We start from the raw sequence: 17,525 nt of genomic DNA, 5'->3' as shown, positions 1-17,525 counted from the left end.
CATAAATTCTTGTTTATTGTCGCTTGCATATTGCTCGCGAATGTACCTACGTTGTTCTGTAACGTGGGTCGTTTTCGTCAACTTCCTCCCAAGTCGTAGGTACACCATCAAACTTTTCTTTTTCTTTGTTTTCGGGTGCGTATTTTTCCCTTAGCGCATGAACGTCGTTTGTCATTCTCCATACCTTGAAGAACAATATGATGTTCAATATTGCGCACACGAACACTATTATATAAATAAAACCTTCCATAATCGTAATGTTTAAATATTATACTTATATTCCCCGTAGACCGCAAAAATCTTCTTAAGAAGATGAATCTCACTATCTTTGTTCTGAACCGTTGATGATTTGACGAGCAGGGCGTTCTTCTCTTTTTTAACGAAAGCTCTTCGCGCTCCTTTGCCCGTTCTGTTCCTGCAGTTCTGTTCTGGCTATTGTCTTCTACGTTTCCGGAGTTTATGAGCTGAGTCATTGGTAAACCGTGTTTAAGTACCTCTTTTATGGATTCTTCCAACTTTCGATGCGCTTCGTCACTAAGATGAACTACCATGTTTTCATTCATGCTTCCGTTCCCAAACTTCAGCCAGCTATAATTAACTCCAAGAGAATAACTTTGAAAAATCGAGTTGTTAGTCTAGACTTTTCAAGAAACGCTCACCCTGCGGAGTACGAAGCCAAATAGCAAACCCCAGTGCAGGTACCAATATAATGGAAAATATAATTGTTAAACCTTCTCCCATAATTTTATTTTTTTATTAATACCTTATTAGCAATATATGCAAAAAGCCAAGTAAGGAATAAACCAATAATTATACTGGTAATATTGAAGATTTTTAAATCGCCATCAGAATATATCGTGACGGCATTACCTGCAACCATGACCAAGAAACATGTCTTGGCAAGGTCGTAGAAAAACTTTCCGAGACATTCTCGGGCAGTTTTGTTTCTTTCTTTATCTTCTCTTTGCGTCATTGCAATTTCTGTAATTCAGCTGCAAAATTACAAAAAAATATTTGAAACACAATGATTTATTGGCAAAAGTTACTAATTTTTAGTTAAAAACATGGTGGCTTTTTGTTATTTTGCAGAAAAGTCTTACTTTTGTAGGCTGAAACGGAGAAAATGCAGCATTGATTCTGTGTTTTTCATGTTAAGAAAATGATATCGGTAACAATATGAGACAACAAAATAGAAAAGGAAATTTTAATAAGCATACCAATAATGCTTATGGCTACGGAAACCCAAATGAATATGAGCATTACATGGTAGAAAAACCTGCTCCGTTGCTGGAATGGCTGATGGAGAATGTGAAGGGACCTAGCAAGACTAAGGTGAAGCAGACTCTGCAGGGTAGGGGAATCAAGGTAAATGGCAAAACCATTACCCAGTTTGATTATGCCCTGAAACCAGGTATGAAGGTGAGTGTGAGCAAGACAAAGAAGAATCAGGAGGTATTTAAAAGCAGATACCTTAAGATTGTTTATGAAGACAGATATCTGATTGTTGTCGAGAAAAACATCGGTATATTGAGTATGGCTGCCGGTCATTCTACTCTGAATGTGAAAACGGTACTTGATGATTATTTTCATAAGACTCGCCAGAACTGCCAGGCGCATGTAGTACACCGACTTGACCGTGATACATCGGGCTTGATGATTTATGCCAAGGATAAGCAGACGGAACTGGCTTTGGAGGATGATTGGCATCATAATGTGTACGACCGCAGATATGTGGCTCTGGTTTCCGGAGAGATGGAAGATGATGAAGGTACCGTTGCTAATTGGCTGAAAGATAACAAGGCTTATATTACTTACAGTAGTGATACGGATAATGGCGGCAAGTATGCTGTTACCCATTTCCATACATTAGAGCGTACCACCGCTCATTCTCTGGTGGAGTTCAAACTCGAAACGGGCCGTAAGAATCAGATTCGTGTTCATACAGCTGATATGGGGCATCCGGTGTGTGGTGACATCAAGTATGGTAATGGTGATGATCCATGCCAGCGCTTGTGCCTGCATGCCTATGTGCTGTGTTTCTATCATCCCGTAACGCATCAGCCTATGGAATTTGAAACTCCGATACCGGCTGAATTCCGCAGGGCATTAAAGAATGATCGTTAATAGGGTGATGAATACTGATTGGTAGTTTATATATATAATAATGTGATATGAATGATTTTGGATATTATGCGCTGGCATTGGTAGTCCTTGTTGTAGGACTGTTTGTCTTAAAGAAGGTGGCTACCTGCATGATTAAAGCAATGGTAGCTGTTGTTATGATAGCCGTGCTGGCAGTTCTTTACTGGCTCTTCTGTTGATAGTAGAGTTGTGTAATGATGGCGGGATAAGATTTTAGATATTTTTGATTGGTAAATTGGTTGCGGTTGTCTGGGTGTAAACTTTGGATGGCTGCAACTTTTTTATTGTGATATTTAAAGAGATATAAAGTGATATTTAAAGGTGGTGTTAAATGGTAGGGAGAAATATAAAACAAAAAAGAGCATTTCTGTTAAGAAATGCTCTTTTTGTACACCCTTAGGGATTCGAACCCTAGACCCACTGATTAAGAGTCAGTTGCTCTACCAACTGAGCTAAGGGTGCAACTATTTGTTGGTGACTCCGCAAGGATTCAAACCTTGAACCTCTTGATCCGTAGTCAAGTGCTCTATTCAGTTGAGCTACGGAGCCAAAACCATTTGTTTCAGTGAAGCTTTGATAGGAGAGTGACTCCGCAAGGATTCAAACCTTGAACCTCTTGATCCGTAGTCAAGTGCTCTATTCAGTTGAGCTACGGAGCCAATTCTTATCTTTTGTACACCCTTAGGGATTCGAACCCTAGACCCACTGATTAAGAGTCAGTTGCTCTACCAACTGAGCTAAGGGTGCAACATTTAAAAGCCTCATTTCTGAATTGCGAGTGCAAAGGTACTACTATTTTTTGATTCCACCAAATTTTTTCGCAACTTTTTTCGAAAAAAATCAATTTTTCTTCATCTTGAAGGTTCCTAATGTATGTCTATACCCCTTCTTGTTGATGCTTACCACGCGGTAGATACCCTCCTTTAAGTTTCTAACATCTAGTGTGTTATCTTTTGTATGGAGGTACAGAATATCGCATCCTTGCAGGGTTTCGACCATCAGAACGTCAAAAACGAGATTTTTGGTGGTTTCTGCTAGATATACCTTCTTTCCGTCACATTCGAGTAATTTCGCAGCTCCTGTGCTTTGGGCAAAAAGTTGAATCTCTTCCTCTTTTTCTTGGGTTGGCTGGCTTTCGATGCCATATCCGTCCATTGAAGTTACGGCAACAAACAGACGTTTTGCATCAGGATTTTCTATTTTGAACGAATTTCCTATGATTCGTGCGGCAACCAGGTTGCGTGCATCGGTGATGTCAACCGGATATTTCTTGCTCGCGTATACATTATTATATATATAAGGGGTTGCGATTTTAGTGCTATCCGTATAGTTTGAAGGATTGCTCCAGGAAACTGATAACTTGTTGTCGGTGGTGATTACCGATAATTGCTGTGGCTGTTCCGGTTGGTTCTTGCTTGCCCAAGTCATCGGCGGAACCAATGAAGGGTATGGATTGAAACGTTGGGTAAAGTCGAGGATACCCTGTTTGTTGTCCAGGAGGAACTTGTTTCTGAAGAATGCATATCCCATTCCGAGGTTTCGGATGTGATACATTTCTGCCGTCACGTCATTGATGTTCCACTTTCCTTCTTTCGGATCGAGAAAGTAGATGCCCAGTCCTGGAACCACAATCTTGCCATGGCTCTGTTCCTGCCAGTCGATGGCAAACGGATAGAAGTGTTCGTTCTTGAAATACATCATAGGGAAGAGCTCGTCCATCAGACCGCTCTTGAGCCAGCCCTGTGCATCCTGGCAGACCTTCGTGTATGCATTCCAGCCAAAGCTCCGGTATCTGCTCAGGTCATCATACTTTCCTACAGGTGAGCAGCTCATTTTTACCCAAGGTTTTTCAGCCTTCACTGCATCGTGAATCTTTCTTACGATGTTGGTGATATACCGGCGTCCCTGTTCCCGGCTCACTTTGATGTTCCAGGTTTCAGGGTAACGGATGTAGTCGAGGTGAATACCGTCTACATTATATTTATGTGTAATTTCCCTGCAGATGTTTGCCAGATAATCACCTGTCCGGCTGTTTTCCGGATCCATGTATCCGTCTGCTCCAATCTTCTTGATGAGTTTCGGCATCTTCTGTCTGAGGGTTTTGCAGCCGAGTGCGTTCCATTTTCCTACAGGGATGGTTACCACCCAGGCATGCAGTTCCATACCGCGCTTATGGCATTCGTCGATGGCAAACTGCAGGGCATCATAGCCCGGACTTCTGCCCGGAAATCCTGACAGACATCCATCCCAAGGTTCGTATGCCGACGGATAAATCATGGTACCTCTTACGCGGGTCTGTATCAGTACGGTATTGATTTTAGCCTGCTGTAACCGGTCCAGTATATCCGCCAGTTCCTTTTTCTGCTTTTCGGCAGAATAAGAAGACTGGGCATAAGAGTGTGGCCAGTCGATACCTCCTATGGTTGTCAGCCATACAGCTCTTACTTCATGTTTCGGCACCTGGTTATTAAACACGATACTCTGGGCTTTTGCGGCCAAAACAGAGCATAAAACGATAAAAAATATCTTAAATCTCTTCATAATCTTACAATTTGGCAACAAAGATACCAATATTTTTTTTTATTTCAAATAAAAATATTACTTTTGCGGTTGAAATATTAAAATAAAGTGCATTTTGCACCGAAAAGAGAGAAAATTTTAAGCAATAAAAGCAAAATGGTCAGTTTCGTTATTAGTTTGGTCGCCCTTGTATTGGGTTACCTTCTTTATGGAAAGTTTGTGGCGCATGTGTTCGGTCCTGATGACCGCCCTACGCCTGCAGTGACCAAAGCCGATGGGGTCGACTTTATGGTACTGCCTAGTTGGAAAATCTTCATGATTCAGTTCCTCAACATTGCAGGAACGGGTCCTATCTTCGGTGCCATTATGGGTGCCTGGTACGGACCGGTGGCTTATCTGTGGATTATCTTCGGGTGTATCTTCGCAGGAGCCATGCATGATTACATGAGCGGTATGCTCAGTATCCGTAACGGTGGAGCTGGTTTGCCGGAATTGGTAGGTAAGTATTTGGGTGGACGCACCAAGAAAGTGATGTTGGTCTTTTCGGTACTTTTGCTGATGATGGTGGGAGCTGTGTTTGTATACAGTCCGGCTATCATTATGAGTGGCATTTGTAATACGGATGCATTCTGGGGCAGCCAGATGTTTTGGATTGTGGTGATTTTCGTTTATTACGTCATTGCTACATTACTGCCTATCGATAAGATTATCGGTAAGGTTTATCCGCTCTTTGCCTTCTCGCTTCTCTTTATGGCGGGTGCTCTGATGATAGGTCTCTTTGTGAAGTGGCCTTCATTGCCTGAACTTTGGAGCAATTTGCAGAGTTGCAATCTCAATGAGAATCCGGCTTGGTTGGGAACGGAGTCTTTTGTACAGAAGAGTCCGATTTTCCCTTGCCTCTTTATCACGATAGCCTGTGGCGCCATCAGTGGTTTCCATGCTACGCAGAGTCCGCTCATGGCCCGATGCATGAAGAATGAGAAGATGGGTCGCCCTATTTTCTATGGAGCCATGATTACAGAAGGTGTCGTTGCCTTGATATGGGCTACGGTTTCCATGTATTTCTTCTACTATGGTGGATGGCGTGAATGCGTAAGTCCTGAGGCGGCTCAGCAGTTTATAGCTCAGTTTGATGGCGGCAAGTCGCTTATCCAGAACTTCGATGCGCCTACCGTTGTGAAGATAGTATGTTCCAGCTGGTTGGGTGTGGCTGGTGGAATCCTGGCTCTGTTGGGTGTTGTTGCAGCGCCTATTACCAGTGGCGATACGGCTTTGAGAAGTGCCCGTCTGATTATCGCCGAGTTTATCGGTTTGGAGCAGCGCTCTATGCGCAAGCGTCTTTATATCTGCGTTCCGTTGTTTGCTCTTACGGTGGGCATTCTGGTTTGGCAGATGGAGAATCCTGATGGTTTCAATATCATCTGGCAGTATTTCGGCTGGGCTAACCAGACGCTTTCTGTGTTCACTCTCTGGACATTGACGGTTTATCTGGTACAGCAGAAGAAGCCTTTTGTGATGACGCTGGTTCCTGCCTTGTTTATGACCGTGATATGTTCAACCTTCCTGCTCATTTCGCCAACAGCTTTGGCTTTGGGTGAGAGCCTGGCTTATACGGGCAGTGTCATCATTCTGGTGATAGCCTTGGTATGGTTCCTGGGTTGGTATCGCAGTTATCAGAAGAAACAATAGATTTATATATAAGTATTAATCAATATACGTAAATTTATATGATGCGAATGAAAAAATTAGCTATTGCAGCATTGGCACTTGTCGTTTCGACAGCTGCCCATGCTCAGTTTGAAAGTGGAAAACAGTATATAGGTGCGTCGATGACGGGCTTAAACTTGAGTTATAATGGCTCTCAGGACCTCAATCTCGGTATTCAGGCTAAGGCTGGATACTTCGTAGAAGACGATTGGATGCTGTTGGGGCAGGTAGAATATAATCATTCTGGTCTTGAAGGCGTGAAGGATTATTTCTCTGTCGGTGCCCAGGCACGTTATTATATCGAGCAGAATGGTCTGTATCTGGGTGGCGGCGTAAAGTTGGCTCATTCCGGAGGTTATAATGATTTCATGCCAGGGGTAGAGGTAGGTTATGCTTTCTTCCTCGGCAAGTCGGTTACCCTCGAGCCAGCTATCTACTACGATCAGAGTTTCAAGAAGCATGTAGATTATTCTACCGTAGGTTTGAAACTGGGTATTGGTATTTATCTCTAAACTGCTAAGATGCAACAACAGTTTTCTTCGACTTTGTTGGAAAAGGCAGTGGCGGAGTTTTCTAAATTGCCAGGTATAGGGCGCAAAACAGCTTTGCGCCTTGTACTTTTTATGCTCAAGCGTAAGAGTGAGGATGTGGAACTCTTTGCTGATACCATTTCCAGGATGCGGCGTGAAGTGAAATACTGCAGAGTTTGTCATAATATCAGCGATACTGATGTCTGTCCGATCTGTTCTGATTCCCGGCGCGATGCTTCTACCATCTGTGTTGTCGAGAATGTGCAGGATGTACTGGCGATAGAAAACACGCAGCAGTTTCACGGACTCTATCATGTCTTGGGCGGCATCATTTCGCCGATGGATGGTATCGGTCCTTCGGATATAGAGATAGAATCGCTGGTTCAGCGTGTGGCTGAAGGTGGGGTGAAGGAGGTGATTTTTGCTCTCAGTAGTACGATGGAGGGTGATACTACCAACTTCTATATTTCCCGTAAACTTGCTGATTATCCTGTTAAACTCTCTGTTATCGCCCGTGGTATCTCGGTGGGTGATGAATTGGAGTATACAGATGAGGTTACCCTCGGACGGAGTATTCTGAACAGAACTCCATTTGGACAATAATAAAAGACAACAAAATGAAAATCAAACAAGTACAACGAATATTGATGACCAATTTCCTCTTTGTCCTGTTGGTAGGATTCCTGCTGGTCTTGCTCTATGAGACAGAAATTCTGGAACCTACTAATCTGGCAGGGGATGTCACGTTGGTCTATGTGATTACCGTAGCGATGGAGTTTCTTACCATTGCCGTTATTCCTTTGGCGCTCAAACTCTTCAGTTTCAAGGCTATTCACCGTCAGTTGGTAACCCGTAAGGGAGATGCACTTCTTCCTCTGGGCACAGCCCGTCTGAATATGCTCTGTTTGCCAATGCTGATTAATACGTTTATGTATTATCAGACGATGGCGCCTGCTTTTGGATATATGGCTATCATCCTTTTTCTCTGTCTCTTCTTTGTTTATCCTTCTGTCGGAAGATGTGAGGACGAAACAACAGAGGCGGAAGGTTAAACTCTCAGTATCTAATATTTGCTATTCGATATGAAACTTAGTGTTATCATAGTAAGCTATAATGTGAAGTACTATCTTGCCCAGTGTCTGCGTTCGGTAGAGAAAGCTATCGGCGTGTTGGAGTGTGGGCAGCAGGGTGATGCAAGTGGCGATACGGCAGAGATTATCGTGGTTGATAATCATTCTCAGGATGGAACGGTGGAATATCTCGAACAGTGTTTCCCGGCTTCCCGATATCCTAATCTCCATGTTGTAGCCTGTACGCATAATAACGGATTTGCCCGTGCCAACAATCTTGCTATCCGCAAGAGCGAGAGTGATCTGGTTCTTTTGCTGAATCCGGATACCATTATCGGCGAGCATGTTCTCAAGGATGCTGTCAGTTTTATGCGTTCTCATCCTGATGCCGGTGCTCTGGGTGTAAGGATGTTGGGAGCCAATGGCAAACCAGCTCCTGAGAGTAGGAGAGGATTGCCTTCTCCGATGGTGGCTTTCTATAAGATGATGGGGTTGTGCAGCCGGTTTCCTCAGCATCGCAGTTTCGGTCATTATTACATGGGTTATCTTCCATGGGATAAGCCGGCAAAGATAGAGGTTGTGAGCGGTGCTTTCTGTATGATTCGTCGTGAAGCCTTGCTGAAGGTGGGGTTACTGGATGAGGATTTCTTCATGTATGGCGAGGATATTGATCTTTCTTACCGTATCTTGAAGGGTGGTTATCAGAACTATTATCTGCCTGTAGATATCCTGCATTACAAAGGTGAAAGTACTCAGAAGTCGAGCTTCCGCTATGTTCATGTGTTTTACGAGGCGATGCTTATCTTCTTCCGTAAACATTATTCGGGTATGTCGCATCTTTTGAGTATTCCTATCAAATTTGCCATCTATGCCCGTGCCTCTGTAGCCTTTACGCAGATGATGACTGCGAGAATCAGAAAGAGTCTGGGATTCTTTTCTCCTTCTCATGTCGACCTGTCAAACCAGGTATTGTTTGATGCTGACGAGATGAGCTATGAAGAGATGCTGCATCAGCTTGCGCAGCGATCTGACGAGAATATCAAACTGGCTACCTATACGAAGGACATCGGTAAGGTGATTACGGATAGGGAGGTGATGGATAAGGATGAATTTGGTTATTTATAAGGATAGATTTATTTCTATATTATAAGGTACGCGCGTACATTATTATTAAGTGTAGTTTATGAAAGAACCGAATATTCGATTACGTGCTTTAGAGTTGGAAGATCTAGATTTTCTCTACCATATAGAGAATGATGATCGGCTTTGGGAACTGGGTGTTTCCAATGTTCCATATTCGCGCCGGGTGCTGCTCGACTATATAACCAGTGCTTCGGCAGATATTTATGTAGACAATCAGGTGCGCCTGATAGTAGAGAATGAGCAGAATGAGCAGGTGGGCATCCTGGATCTTACAGATTTTGATCCCCGTCATCACCGTGCCGAACTCGGAATTGTCATCAAAAAGGAGTTTCAGGGGCAGGGTTACGCGAAGGCTTCTGTGTCACGCTTGTTGCAATATGCTCGGAATATACTTCATCTTCAGCAGATTTATGCTATTGTAGGTATCAGAAACCAAAAAGCGGCTAAAATGCTGCAATCTGTTGGATTTGAGGGGAATAATGTCCTGAAACAATGGCTTTGTGGCCCAGTTGGATATGAGGATGCGATGTTTTTTCAATATTTTCTGTAAAAAAGTTGCATAAAAATTTGGTAGAACCAAAAAAAAGTAGTACCTTTGCACTCGCAAATGAAAAATGAGCGCTAAGCCATTCAATTTGATTTCATGATTGGTGCGTTAGTTCAGTTGGTTAGAATGCCTGCCTGTCACGCAGGAGGTCACGAGTTCGAGTCTCGTACGCACCGCTCAAAATCATCTTGCTGGTTTGCCAAAATAGTTTGGTGCGTTAGTTCAGTTGGTTAGAATGCCTGCCTGTCACGCAGGAGGTCACGAGTTCGAGTCTCGTACGCACCGCTAATTTCATTTTAACATTTCGACTCCTCCATAATAATAATGGTGCGTTAGTTCAGTTGGTTAGAATGCCTGCCTGTCACGCAGGAGGTCACGAGTTCGAGTCTCGTACGCACCGCAGAAACCTTCGAGAGTGATCTCGGAGGTTTTTTGTTTTTATATAAATTTAAAAGAATATGGCTATCGTTATCACAGTTCTGGCATACTTCTGTGTGCTTCTGCTCTTCAGTCATCTTACTGCCCGTAAAATGGCAAGTAATGAAACTTTCTATCGTGCCAACCGCCGTTCGCCTTGGTATATGGTTGCTTTCGGTATGGTGGGTGCGTCTATTTCGGGCATCACTTTCGTCAGTGTGCCGGGCATGGTGATGAGAACGGATATGACCTACCTTCAGATGTGCATCGGTTTCATCCTGGGTTATTTCCTGGTTGCCTTTCTTTTGCTTCCTATCTATTACCGCTATAATCTCACTACGATTTACGGTTATCTGCAGCAGCGGTTGGGGGAACGTTCGTATAAGACTGGAGCTTCGTTCTTCCTCTTGTCCAAGATGACGGGTGCGGCGGTCCGTTTCTTTGTCGTCTGTATCCTCTTGCAGCGTTTCGTGCTCGATGGGATTGGTGTTCCGTTCTGGGTTACGGTTCCTGTCATGGTACTGCTTATCTGGCTTTATACGCGCAAGGGTGGCATCAAGACGCTGGTGTGGACGGATACCTTTCAGACGCTCTGTATGTTTGCTGCGCTCATCCTCATTATCTGTCAGGTGATGTCGGCGTTGGGCATGACTCCTTCTGAAGCGATCACTGCGATTGCTAACGACAGTCATTCCCGTATTTTTGTCTTTGATGACTGGATGTCGAAACAGAATTTCTGGAAACAGTTCCTCAGCGGTGTCTTTGTAGTGATTGTGATGACCGGTCTTGATCAGGACATGATGCAGAAGAATCTTACCTGCAAGTCGCTCCGTGAGGCCCAGAAGGATGTTTGCAGCTATGGTTTTGCCTTTGTGCCTGCCAATCTGCTTTTCCTGAGTCTGGGTGTGTTGCTGGTGATGCTGGCTCAGAAACAGGGAGTGGCTTTGCCTGATGCTCCTGATGATCTGTTGCCGATGTTTGCGGCTTCGGGGGCGATGGGAAACCTGGTAGTGGTACTGTTCACCATCGGTATCGTGGCGGCGAGCTTTTCGAGTGCCGATTCTGCTTTGACCGCCATTACTACGAGTCTCTGTGTGGATATATTGGGCAGGAAAGAGGATATGAAGCTCCGCAAGCGTATGCATCTGCTGGTGGCTTTCGTCTTCATGCTCTTCATCATTGCTTTCAAGGCGATTAATTCTACGAGCGTGATAGATGCCATCTACATCCTCTGCTCTTATACTTACGGTCCGCTGTTGGGTTTGTTTACCTTCAGTCTGCTCACCAAGCGTCAGGTAAACGACCGCTGGTCGCCATGGGTCTGCATCGCCAGTCCGCTCATCTGCTTCGCCATCGATACCCTTACCTCGCAGTATGTGGGCTATAAGTTCGGTTATGAGCTTCTGATGCTGAATGGCGCTCTGACATTTGCAGGTCTCGCCCTTATAAAAAAAGAAACAGTTAAATACAAACAATAATGAGAACAAAAGTATTATTCGCAGCATTGTTGCTCAGTGCAACAACTGCTTTTGCCCAGCAGGAGAAGTTGGGCTCCGGTATTGACAAGACCAACATGGACTTGACCATCAAGCCGGGTAATGATTTCTATCGCTATGCCGCAGGCAACTGGATGAAGAATCATCCACTCGATGCCGAGCATACCGACAATGGTGCTTTCACCGACCTCTTTGAGCAGAACCAGAAGCGCATCCAGGACATCATCCTTGAATATGCTTCCAAGCCACAGCAGAAGGGGTCACTCGGACAGAAGATCGGTTCGCTCTACAACCTCCGTATGGACAGTGTTCGCCTGAACAAGGAGGGATGGGCACCTATCAAGCCAACTCTCGACCGCATTGCAGCCATCAAGGACCGCAGAGAGTATCAGCTCGTTACCGCTCAGCTCGATTTCCGTGGCGAGAGTACCATGATGTATGGCATCGGTGTGGGCGCCGACCTTCGTGATGCCGCCAACAACCTCGTTGAGGTAGACCAGAGTGGTCTTGGTCTTGGTGTACGCGATTACTATGTAAACGATGACGAGCAGACCAAGAAGATTCGTGATGCATACAAGGCTTATATGAAGAAGCTCTTCCAGATGGTAGGCAACGACGAGGCTACCGCCCAGAAGAAGATGGAGGCTGTGATGGCTATCGAGACCCGCATTGCTAAGGCAAGCTATAGCCAGGTACAGCTCCGCGACATCGACAAGAACTATCACAAGATGACCTACAACCAGCTCGTGCTCGATTATCCTGGCATCGACTGGGGCAATGTGTTCCTGGCATCCGGTTTCCCTGCTTTCAAGGAAATTTGCGTGGGTCAGCCTGAACCAATCCACGAGGTTGAGAAGATTCTCGCAGAGACCTCTCTGGATGATCTGAAGACATACGCAGAGATCAAGGTGATTTCTGGTGCAACCAGCGTATTGAGCGATGATTTCCGTGCCGTATCCTTTGAGTTGAGCAAGGTAATGAGCGGTGTTCAGCAGGACCGTCCTCGCTGGAAGCGTGCCGTAAGTACCGTGAGCGGAGTGTTGGGCGAGGCTATCGGAAAGATTTACGTAGAGAAGTACTTCCCGGAGAGTAGCAAGAAGCGTATGCTCGACCTGGTTCACAATCTCCAGACTGCGCTTTCACAGCGCATCGACGAGGCTACATGGATGAGTGCTGCTACCAAGGCACAGGCTAAGGATAAGTTGGAGAACTTCATCATCAAGATCGGCTATCCTGACAAGTGGAAGGACTATAGCGGATTGCAGGTAGATGACAGCCTTTCTCTCTACGAGAATATGGCAAATATCTCTGAGTTCTTTACAAAGGATGAAATCGCCCGCAAGGTGAACAAGCCGGTAGATAAGACTGAGTGGGGAATGACTCCTCAGACTATCAATGCTTATTATAACCCAACTACCAACGAGATCTGCTTCCCTGCAGCTATTCTCCAGCCTCCATTCTTCGACCCAACAGCCGATGATGCGATGAACTATGGTGGTATCGGTGGTGTAATCGGTCATGAGATGAGTCATGGCTTTGACGATCAGGGCAGCCAGTTTGACAAGACCGGTAACCAGCACAACTGGTGGACTGTTGCTGACAAGAAGAACTTCGAGTCTCGCACCAAGATCCTGGTTGACCATTTCAACAAGATTGAGTTGGCTGGCAAGAAGGTAAACGGCCAGATGACCCTGGGTGAGAACATCGGTGACAATGGTGGTTTGAACATCGCTTTCCGTGCACTTCAGAATGTGATGAAGACAGAGAAGTTGGGTGTGAAGGATGGATTTACTCCAGAACAGCGCTTCTTCCTGGCATGGGCACGTGTATGGGCAGGCAATGCCCGTCCTGAGTACCTGCAGTATCTGATGACCGTGGATGTTCACTCTCCAAACGAGGCTCGTGTAAACGGTGCCCTCCCAATGGTGGATTCATGGTATAAGGCATTCGACATCAAGAAGGGCGACAAGCTCTTTGTTCCTAAGAACAAGCGTGCACATATCTGGTAAAAAAATAAAAAAGTCTTGCAGGCACATTGGCTTGCAAGACTTTTTTTATGACGATTATTTTGTTCCGAAATAGAGGAAGAGCATTCCGAGTAAGACGAGGAGCAGATCTACGAACTTCGCCTTGAGATTCTTCTCATGGAAGATGGCTGCACCGAAGAGGAAGCTGACGATAACCGAACCGCGGCGAATCATGCTCACGATACTGATCATGGCGCCAGGCAGACTCAGAGCGTAGAAATAAACGAAGTCGGCTGCCGAAAGGAAGATACTGATGAAGATGATACTCCAGTGCCAGTGGAATGGGGTAGAATTCTTCTTGGTAGGCCACCATATCATCAGCAGCATGGCTCCCATGAGAAAACACTGGTAGATGTTGTACCAGCTCTGCACAATCATTCTGTCTAATCCTACACCACCATTCTCTGGTGGAGCCATCAGATACTTGTCGTAGAGACCGCTTATTGCACCGAGAACGGCAGCCAGCACGATGAAGTAAATCCATTTGTTGTGCTTGAAGTCGATACCCTCTTTCTTGCCGCTGCGCGAAAGCATGGCAAAGGAGATGATGGCAAGTATGACACCAATCCACTGATACGGATTCAGTACCTCGCCATAAACCAGCAGGGCACCCACGAGTGTCATTACCGGTCGGGTGGCGTTGATAGGTCCCACGATGGTGAGCGGCAGGTGTTTCATGCCGAAATAGCCGAAGATCCAGCTGCTCAATACGATGAAACTCTTGAGCACGATGTACTTGTGAACTTCCCATCCGCCTTCTGCTACATGAAACATCGTTCCATCCAGCGAATTTCCTGTATAGCTCATCACGATGAACGGCAGGAAGATGAGCGATGAGAAGAGCGTGTTCAGAAAGAGCACGGGAATCACTGCGTTACCTGAAAGCGCCTTCTTCTTGAAGGCATCATAAAATCCCAGCAGCGCTGCTGAGAGAAATGCTAATACTAACCACATTTTTATGAATGTTAAATGTTGAATGTTAAATGTTGAATGTTGAATGTTGAATGAGGCTCGCGCCCTTGTGTTTCTAATCATTTAATCTTTGAAATCATACCCTACCTCTTCCAGGAACAATGCGTTACCCGGCATGCTTTCGCCTGCATCGCTGCGGCTTCCGTTGTGCAGGATATCGAGAAACTGTTCCATCGATATCTTTTCTCTGCCTACATCGATGAGTGTTCCCACTACGGCTCTCACCATGTTTCTCAGGAAACGGTTGGCGGTAATCTCAAAATACCAGGTGGTAGGAGAGGTCTGTATCCATCGGGCGGCTGTTACATGGCAGATGGTGGTCTTGTTGTCGCCACCCGCCTTGCAGAACGCCGCATAGTCTTCGTGATGCAGAAAATGCTGAGCCGCCTCGTTCATCTTCTCGAAATTCAGTGGATAGTTCATCTGTAGTGAATAATGGCGCTCAAACGGATCTTTCTGCGTATGTATATAATAATGGTATGTGCGCGAGATGGCAGAGAAGCGGGCATGCAGCTCCGGGGCTACCTCCCTTAATTCGTATACGGCGATGTCGCGGGGCAGGATGCGGTTCAGGCGGTATACCAGCTGGTCGGGTTCCATCGGAATCCTGTCGGTATCGAAGTGGGCTGCCATGTGTCGGGCATGTACGCCGGTATCGGTCCTTCCTGCTCCCACCACCTCCATTTCCTTTCTCATAAGTATGGAGAGGGCGCGCTGCAACTCCTGCTGCACCGAATTGGCATTGGGCTGAATCTGCCAGCCGTGGTAGTTGGTGCCGTCGTAACCGAAGAATATGAAATATCTCATGATGATCTTTGAACTTTTTTGTTTTTTTGCTATGAACTTTGAGCTTTGATTTGTTCTACGTTCTTTGCTTAATTCGGGTGCAAAGTTACTAAAAAAACGTGAAATATGGTATAATAATACAGATTTTTTTCAAAAATGGTACAATCTTGAAAGAAAAGTTCATTTTTATTTTGCAAATTGACAATAATTATGTACTTTTGCCAACGTTTTTGATATTATAGATTATGGCACAGAACATATTCAAGGGTTTAGGTGTTGCCCTTATTACTCCTTTCAACACCGATGGCTCGGTTGATTATCAGTCGCTCAAGCGATTGGTAGAGTTTCAAATTGACAATGGTGCAGACTTCCTTTGCATCCTTGCCACAACTGGTGAGGCTCCATGTCTTACACAGGAAGAGAAAGATAAAATCACAGAATTGGTGAAAGACGTGAACAAGGGTCGCATCAAGATATTGAAATATTGTGGCGGTAATAATACTGCTGCTGTCGTTGAAGAAATCAAGAACACCGACTGGAGTGGCATCGATGGCATCCTCAGTATCTGTCCTTACTACAACAAACCTTCTCAGGAAGGTCTCTATCAGCACTTCAAGGCCATCGCCCAGGTTAGTCCGCTGCCTATCGTGCTCTACAATGTTCCTGGCAGAACCGGTATCAACATGAAGCCTGAAACAACCTGCCGTATCGCCCGCGACTTCCCTAATGTGGTAGCCGTGAAGGAGGCTAGTGGCAGCCTGGAGCAGGTAGATGAGATTATCAAGAACAAGCCTGATAATTTTGATGTTATCAGCGGCGATGATGCGCTTACCTTCTCAATGATTGTCAGTGGTGCTGCCGGCGTTATCTCTGTTATCGGCAATGCCCTGCCTAAGGCTTTCAGCCGTATGATCCGTCTCGAGTTCCGTGGCGAATATGAACCAGCGCGTAAGATTCATCATTCTTTTACCGAGCTCTACAGTCTGCTCTTCGTTGACGGTAACCCTGCCGGCGTAAAGGCGCTCCTCAATGATATGGGCTTCATCGAGAATGAGCTCCGTCTGCCTCTGGTTCCTACCCGTATTGCAACCAAGCAGAAGATGAGCGATATTCTGAAGACTTTGAATATCTAAAATAGTGATTAGTTGTTAATCATTTAGTACCATGGTAGATGATAGAAGAATCATACACGAGATAACACCGCTGATGGGTAAGGATGTGCTCTATATTGCAGACCGACACAAGAAGGAGTTTACTTATCCTATCCATAACCATTCGGTGTACGAGTTGAACTTTGTTGAGAATGCAAAGGGAGTAAGAAGAATCGTTGGAGATTCGCAGGAGGTGATAGGCGACTATGATCTCTGTCTCATCACATCGCCCGATCTGGAGCATGTATGGGAGCAGAACGAATGCCACAGCGATGACATCCGTGAGATTACCGTCCAGTTTGATTTCTCCATGAGTGATGAAACGCTCTTCGGAAGAAATCCCTACGCCAGTATTACCCGTATGATGCAGGAAGCGAAGAAGGGACTCTCATTCCCGATGCAGGCAATCATGAAGGTATACGGAATGCTCGATACTTTAAGTTCCGTAAAAGACGGTTTCTATGCCGTACAGCAGTTCCTGACCATTCTCTACGAACTGTCACGCTGCGAAAATGCCCGCACCCTGGCTTCAAGCAGTTATGCCAAGGTAACGGTAGAAGACGATAGCCGGCGCATTCTGAAGGTGAAGAATTTCATCTCCAAGAACTATATGGATGAACTCCGTCTGCCGGAGCTTGCCTCGCTGGCAGGCATGAGCAGCAGTGCGTTCAGCCGTTTCTTCAAGCTTCATACCGGCAGAAATATCTCTGAGTATATCATCGACCTGCGTCTGGGGTATGCTGCCCGCATGCTGGTAGATACCGCCAAGAGTATCAGCGAGATAGGCTTTGATTGCGGATTCAACAATCTCAGCAACTTCAACCGCATCTTCAAGAAAAAGAAAGGATGCTCGCCAAGCGAGTTCCGTGAAAGCTATCATAAGACAAGAATCATTGTATAATACAGCCAACGTAATCGTTTAAGTGAAATTATCAAAAATATTTCGCTTAAACGATTCTTTTTTCCGATATTTGTTGTATCTTTGCGCTACAATTCATAGTGAATAAATAAACATTT

Annotated in this window: 16 protein-coding genes and 7 tRNA genes; 15 read left to right on the top strand and 8 right to left on the bottom strand. The window is 45.3% G+C overall.

Features of this window, described 5'->3' with window-relative positions; translation table 11 throughout:
- Positions 1-46: 46 nt before the first annotated feature.
- The gene (locus RCO84_RS06755; protein WP_317584437.1) at positions 47-250 is read right to left on the bottom strand and encodes a hypothetical protein; all 204 of its coding nucleotides are present in this window, start codon (positions 248-250) and stop codon (positions 47-49) included.
- Positions 251-1,263: 1,013 nt separating this feature from the next.
- Between RCO84_RS06755 and RCO84_RS06750 the strand changes: the two genes are divergently transcribed.
- Positions 1,264-2,124 carry an RluA family pseudouridine synthase gene (locus RCO84_RS06750; protein WP_317585504.1) on the top strand — a complete coding sequence of 287 codons (861 nt, stop codon included), beginning with the start codon at positions 1,264-1,266 and terminating at the stop codon, positions 2,122-2,124.
- A 47-nt stretch (positions 2,125-2,171) separates the two neighbouring features.
- The gene (locus RCO84_RS06745) at positions 2,172-2,321 is read left to right on the top strand and encodes a sulfate transporter (RefSeq protein WP_117726909.1); all 150 of its coding nucleotides are present in this window, start codon (positions 2,172-2,174) and stop codon (positions 2,319-2,321) included.
- 210 nt (positions 2,322-2,531) lie between these two features.
- Here RCO84_RS06745 and RCO84_RS06740 read toward each other — a convergent pair.
- The 5 genes from RCO84_RS06740 to RCO84_RS06720 form a co-directional block, all read right to left on the bottom strand.
- Positions 2,532-2,604: transfer RNA gene (locus tag RCO84_RS06740), tRNA-Lys, on the bottom strand.
- 10 nt (positions 2,605-2,614) lie between these two features.
- Positions 2,615-2,691: transfer RNA gene (locus RCO84_RS06735), tRNA-Arg, on the bottom strand.
- Between the two features lie 36 nt (positions 2,692-2,727).
- Positions 2,728-2,801: transfer RNA gene (locus RCO84_RS06730), tRNA-Arg, on the bottom strand.
- A 15-nt stretch (positions 2,802-2,816) separates the two neighbouring features.
- Positions 2,817-2,889 (bottom strand) — tRNA-Lys (locus RCO84_RS06725).
- Between the two features lie 93 nt (positions 2,890-2,982).
- Positions 2,983-4,683 (bottom strand): glycoside hydrolase family 10 protein, encoded by a 1,701-nt coding sequence (locus RCO84_RS06720; protein WP_317584436.1) that lies wholly within the window; start codon positions 4,681-4,683, stop codon positions 2,983-2,985.
- 135 nt (positions 4,684-4,818) lie between these two features.
- Here RCO84_RS06720 and RCO84_RS06715 point away from each other — a divergent pair, with 135 nt between their 5' ends.
- The 11 genes from RCO84_RS06715 to RCO84_RS06665 all read left to right on the top strand — a co-directional run bounded on the left by RCO84_RS06715 (position 4,819) and on the right by RCO84_RS06665 (position 13,581).
- Positions 4,819-6,351 (top strand): carbon starvation CstA family protein, encoded by a 1,533-nt coding sequence (locus RCO84_RS06715; protein WP_118078939.1) that lies wholly within the window; start codon positions 4,819-4,821, stop codon positions 6,349-6,351.
- Between the two features lie 38 nt (positions 6,352-6,389).
- Positions 6,390-6,881: an outer membrane beta-barrel protein gene (locus RCO84_RS06710; RefSeq protein WP_117586879.1), complete on the top strand. Its 492-nt coding sequence runs from the start codon at positions 6,390-6,392 to the stop codon at positions 6,879-6,881.
- Positions 6,882-6,890: 9 nt separating this feature from the next.
- Positions 6,891-7,502 (top strand): recombination mediator RecR, encoded by a 612-nt coding sequence (gene recR, locus RCO84_RS06705; RefSeq protein WP_006846762.1) that lies wholly within the window; start codon positions 6,891-6,893, stop codon positions 7,500-7,502.
- A 14-nt stretch (positions 7,503-7,516) separates the two neighbouring features.
- Positions 7,517-7,951: a hypothetical protein gene (locus RCO84_RS06700; RefSeq protein WP_144155377.1), complete on the top strand. Its 435-nt coding sequence runs from the start codon at positions 7,517-7,519 to the stop codon at positions 7,949-7,951.
- A 30-nt stretch (positions 7,952-7,981) separates the two neighbouring features.
- Positions 7,982-9,094 (top strand): glycosyltransferase family 2 protein, encoded by a 1,113-nt coding sequence (locus RCO84_RS06695; protein ID WP_118139539.1) that lies wholly within the window; start codon positions 7,982-7,984, stop codon positions 9,092-9,094.
- A gap of 58 nt (positions 9,095-9,152) precedes the next feature.
- Positions 9,153-9,662 (top strand): GNAT family N-acetyltransferase, encoded by a 510-nt coding sequence (locus RCO84_RS06690; RefSeq protein ID WP_117726905.1) that lies wholly within the window; start codon positions 9,153-9,155, stop codon positions 9,660-9,662.
- A 99-nt stretch (positions 9,663-9,761) separates the two neighbouring features.
- Positions 9,762-9,835, top strand: a tRNA-Asp gene (locus RCO84_RS06685).
- Positions 9,836-9,870: 35 nt separating this feature from the next.
- Positions 9,871-9,944, top strand: a tRNA-Asp gene (locus RCO84_RS06680).
- Positions 9,945-9,985: 41 nt separating this feature from the next.
- Positions 9,986-10,059: transfer RNA gene (locus tag RCO84_RS06675), tRNA-Asp, on the top strand.
- 58 nt (positions 10,060-10,117) lie between these two features.
- Positions 10,118-11,554, top strand: a complete 1,437-nt coding sequence (locus tag RCO84_RS06670; protein ID WP_317584435.1) for a sodium:solute symporter — start codon at positions 10,118-10,120, stop codon at positions 11,552-11,554.
- Positions 11,554-13,581: a M13 family metallopeptidase gene (locus RCO84_RS06665; RefSeq protein WP_317584433.1), complete on the top strand. Its 2,028-nt coding sequence runs from the start codon at positions 11,554-11,556 to the stop codon at positions 13,579-13,581. The genes RCO84_RS06670 and RCO84_RS06665 overlap by 1 nt, the downstream gene beginning before the upstream one ends.
- Before the next feature lie 54 nt (positions 13,582-13,635).
- Here RCO84_RS06665 and RCO84_RS06660 read toward each other — a convergent pair whose 3' ends face one another.
- On the bottom strand, positions 13,636-14,553 hold the full coding sequence (locus RCO84_RS06660; protein ID WP_317584431.1) for a DMT family transporter: 918 nt from the start codon (positions 14,551-14,553) through the stop codon (positions 13,636-13,638).
- Positions 14,554-14,634: 81 nt separating this feature from the next.
- Complete coding sequence (gene truA / locus RCO84_RS06655; protein WP_317584428.1) at positions 14,635-15,378, bottom strand: tRNA pseudouridine(38-40) synthase TruA; 744 nt, start codon at positions 15,376-15,378, stop codon at positions 14,635-14,637.
- Between the two features lie 224 nt (positions 15,379-15,602).
- On the opposite strand from truA, the gene dapA reads away from it, so the two are divergent.
- A complete protein-coding gene (gene dapA, locus RCO84_RS06650; RefSeq protein ID WP_317584426.1) occupies positions 15,603-16,490 on the top strand; it encodes a 4-hydroxy-tetrahydrodipicolinate synthase in 888 nt (295 codons plus the stop codon).
- A gap of 31 nt (positions 16,491-16,521) precedes the next feature.
- A complete protein-coding gene (locus RCO84_RS06645; RefSeq protein ID WP_144155099.1) occupies positions 16,522-17,409 on the top strand; it encodes an AraC family transcriptional regulator in 888 nt (295 codons plus the stop codon).
- Positions 17,410-17,525: the final 116 nt, after the last annotated feature.

This window comes from Segatella copri (assembly GCF_949820605.1).
Classification (GTDB): Bacteria; Bacteroidota; Bacteroidia; order Bacteroidales; family Bacteroidaceae; genus Prevotella.
This window is presented reverse-complemented; position numbering and strand designations above follow the sequence as displayed.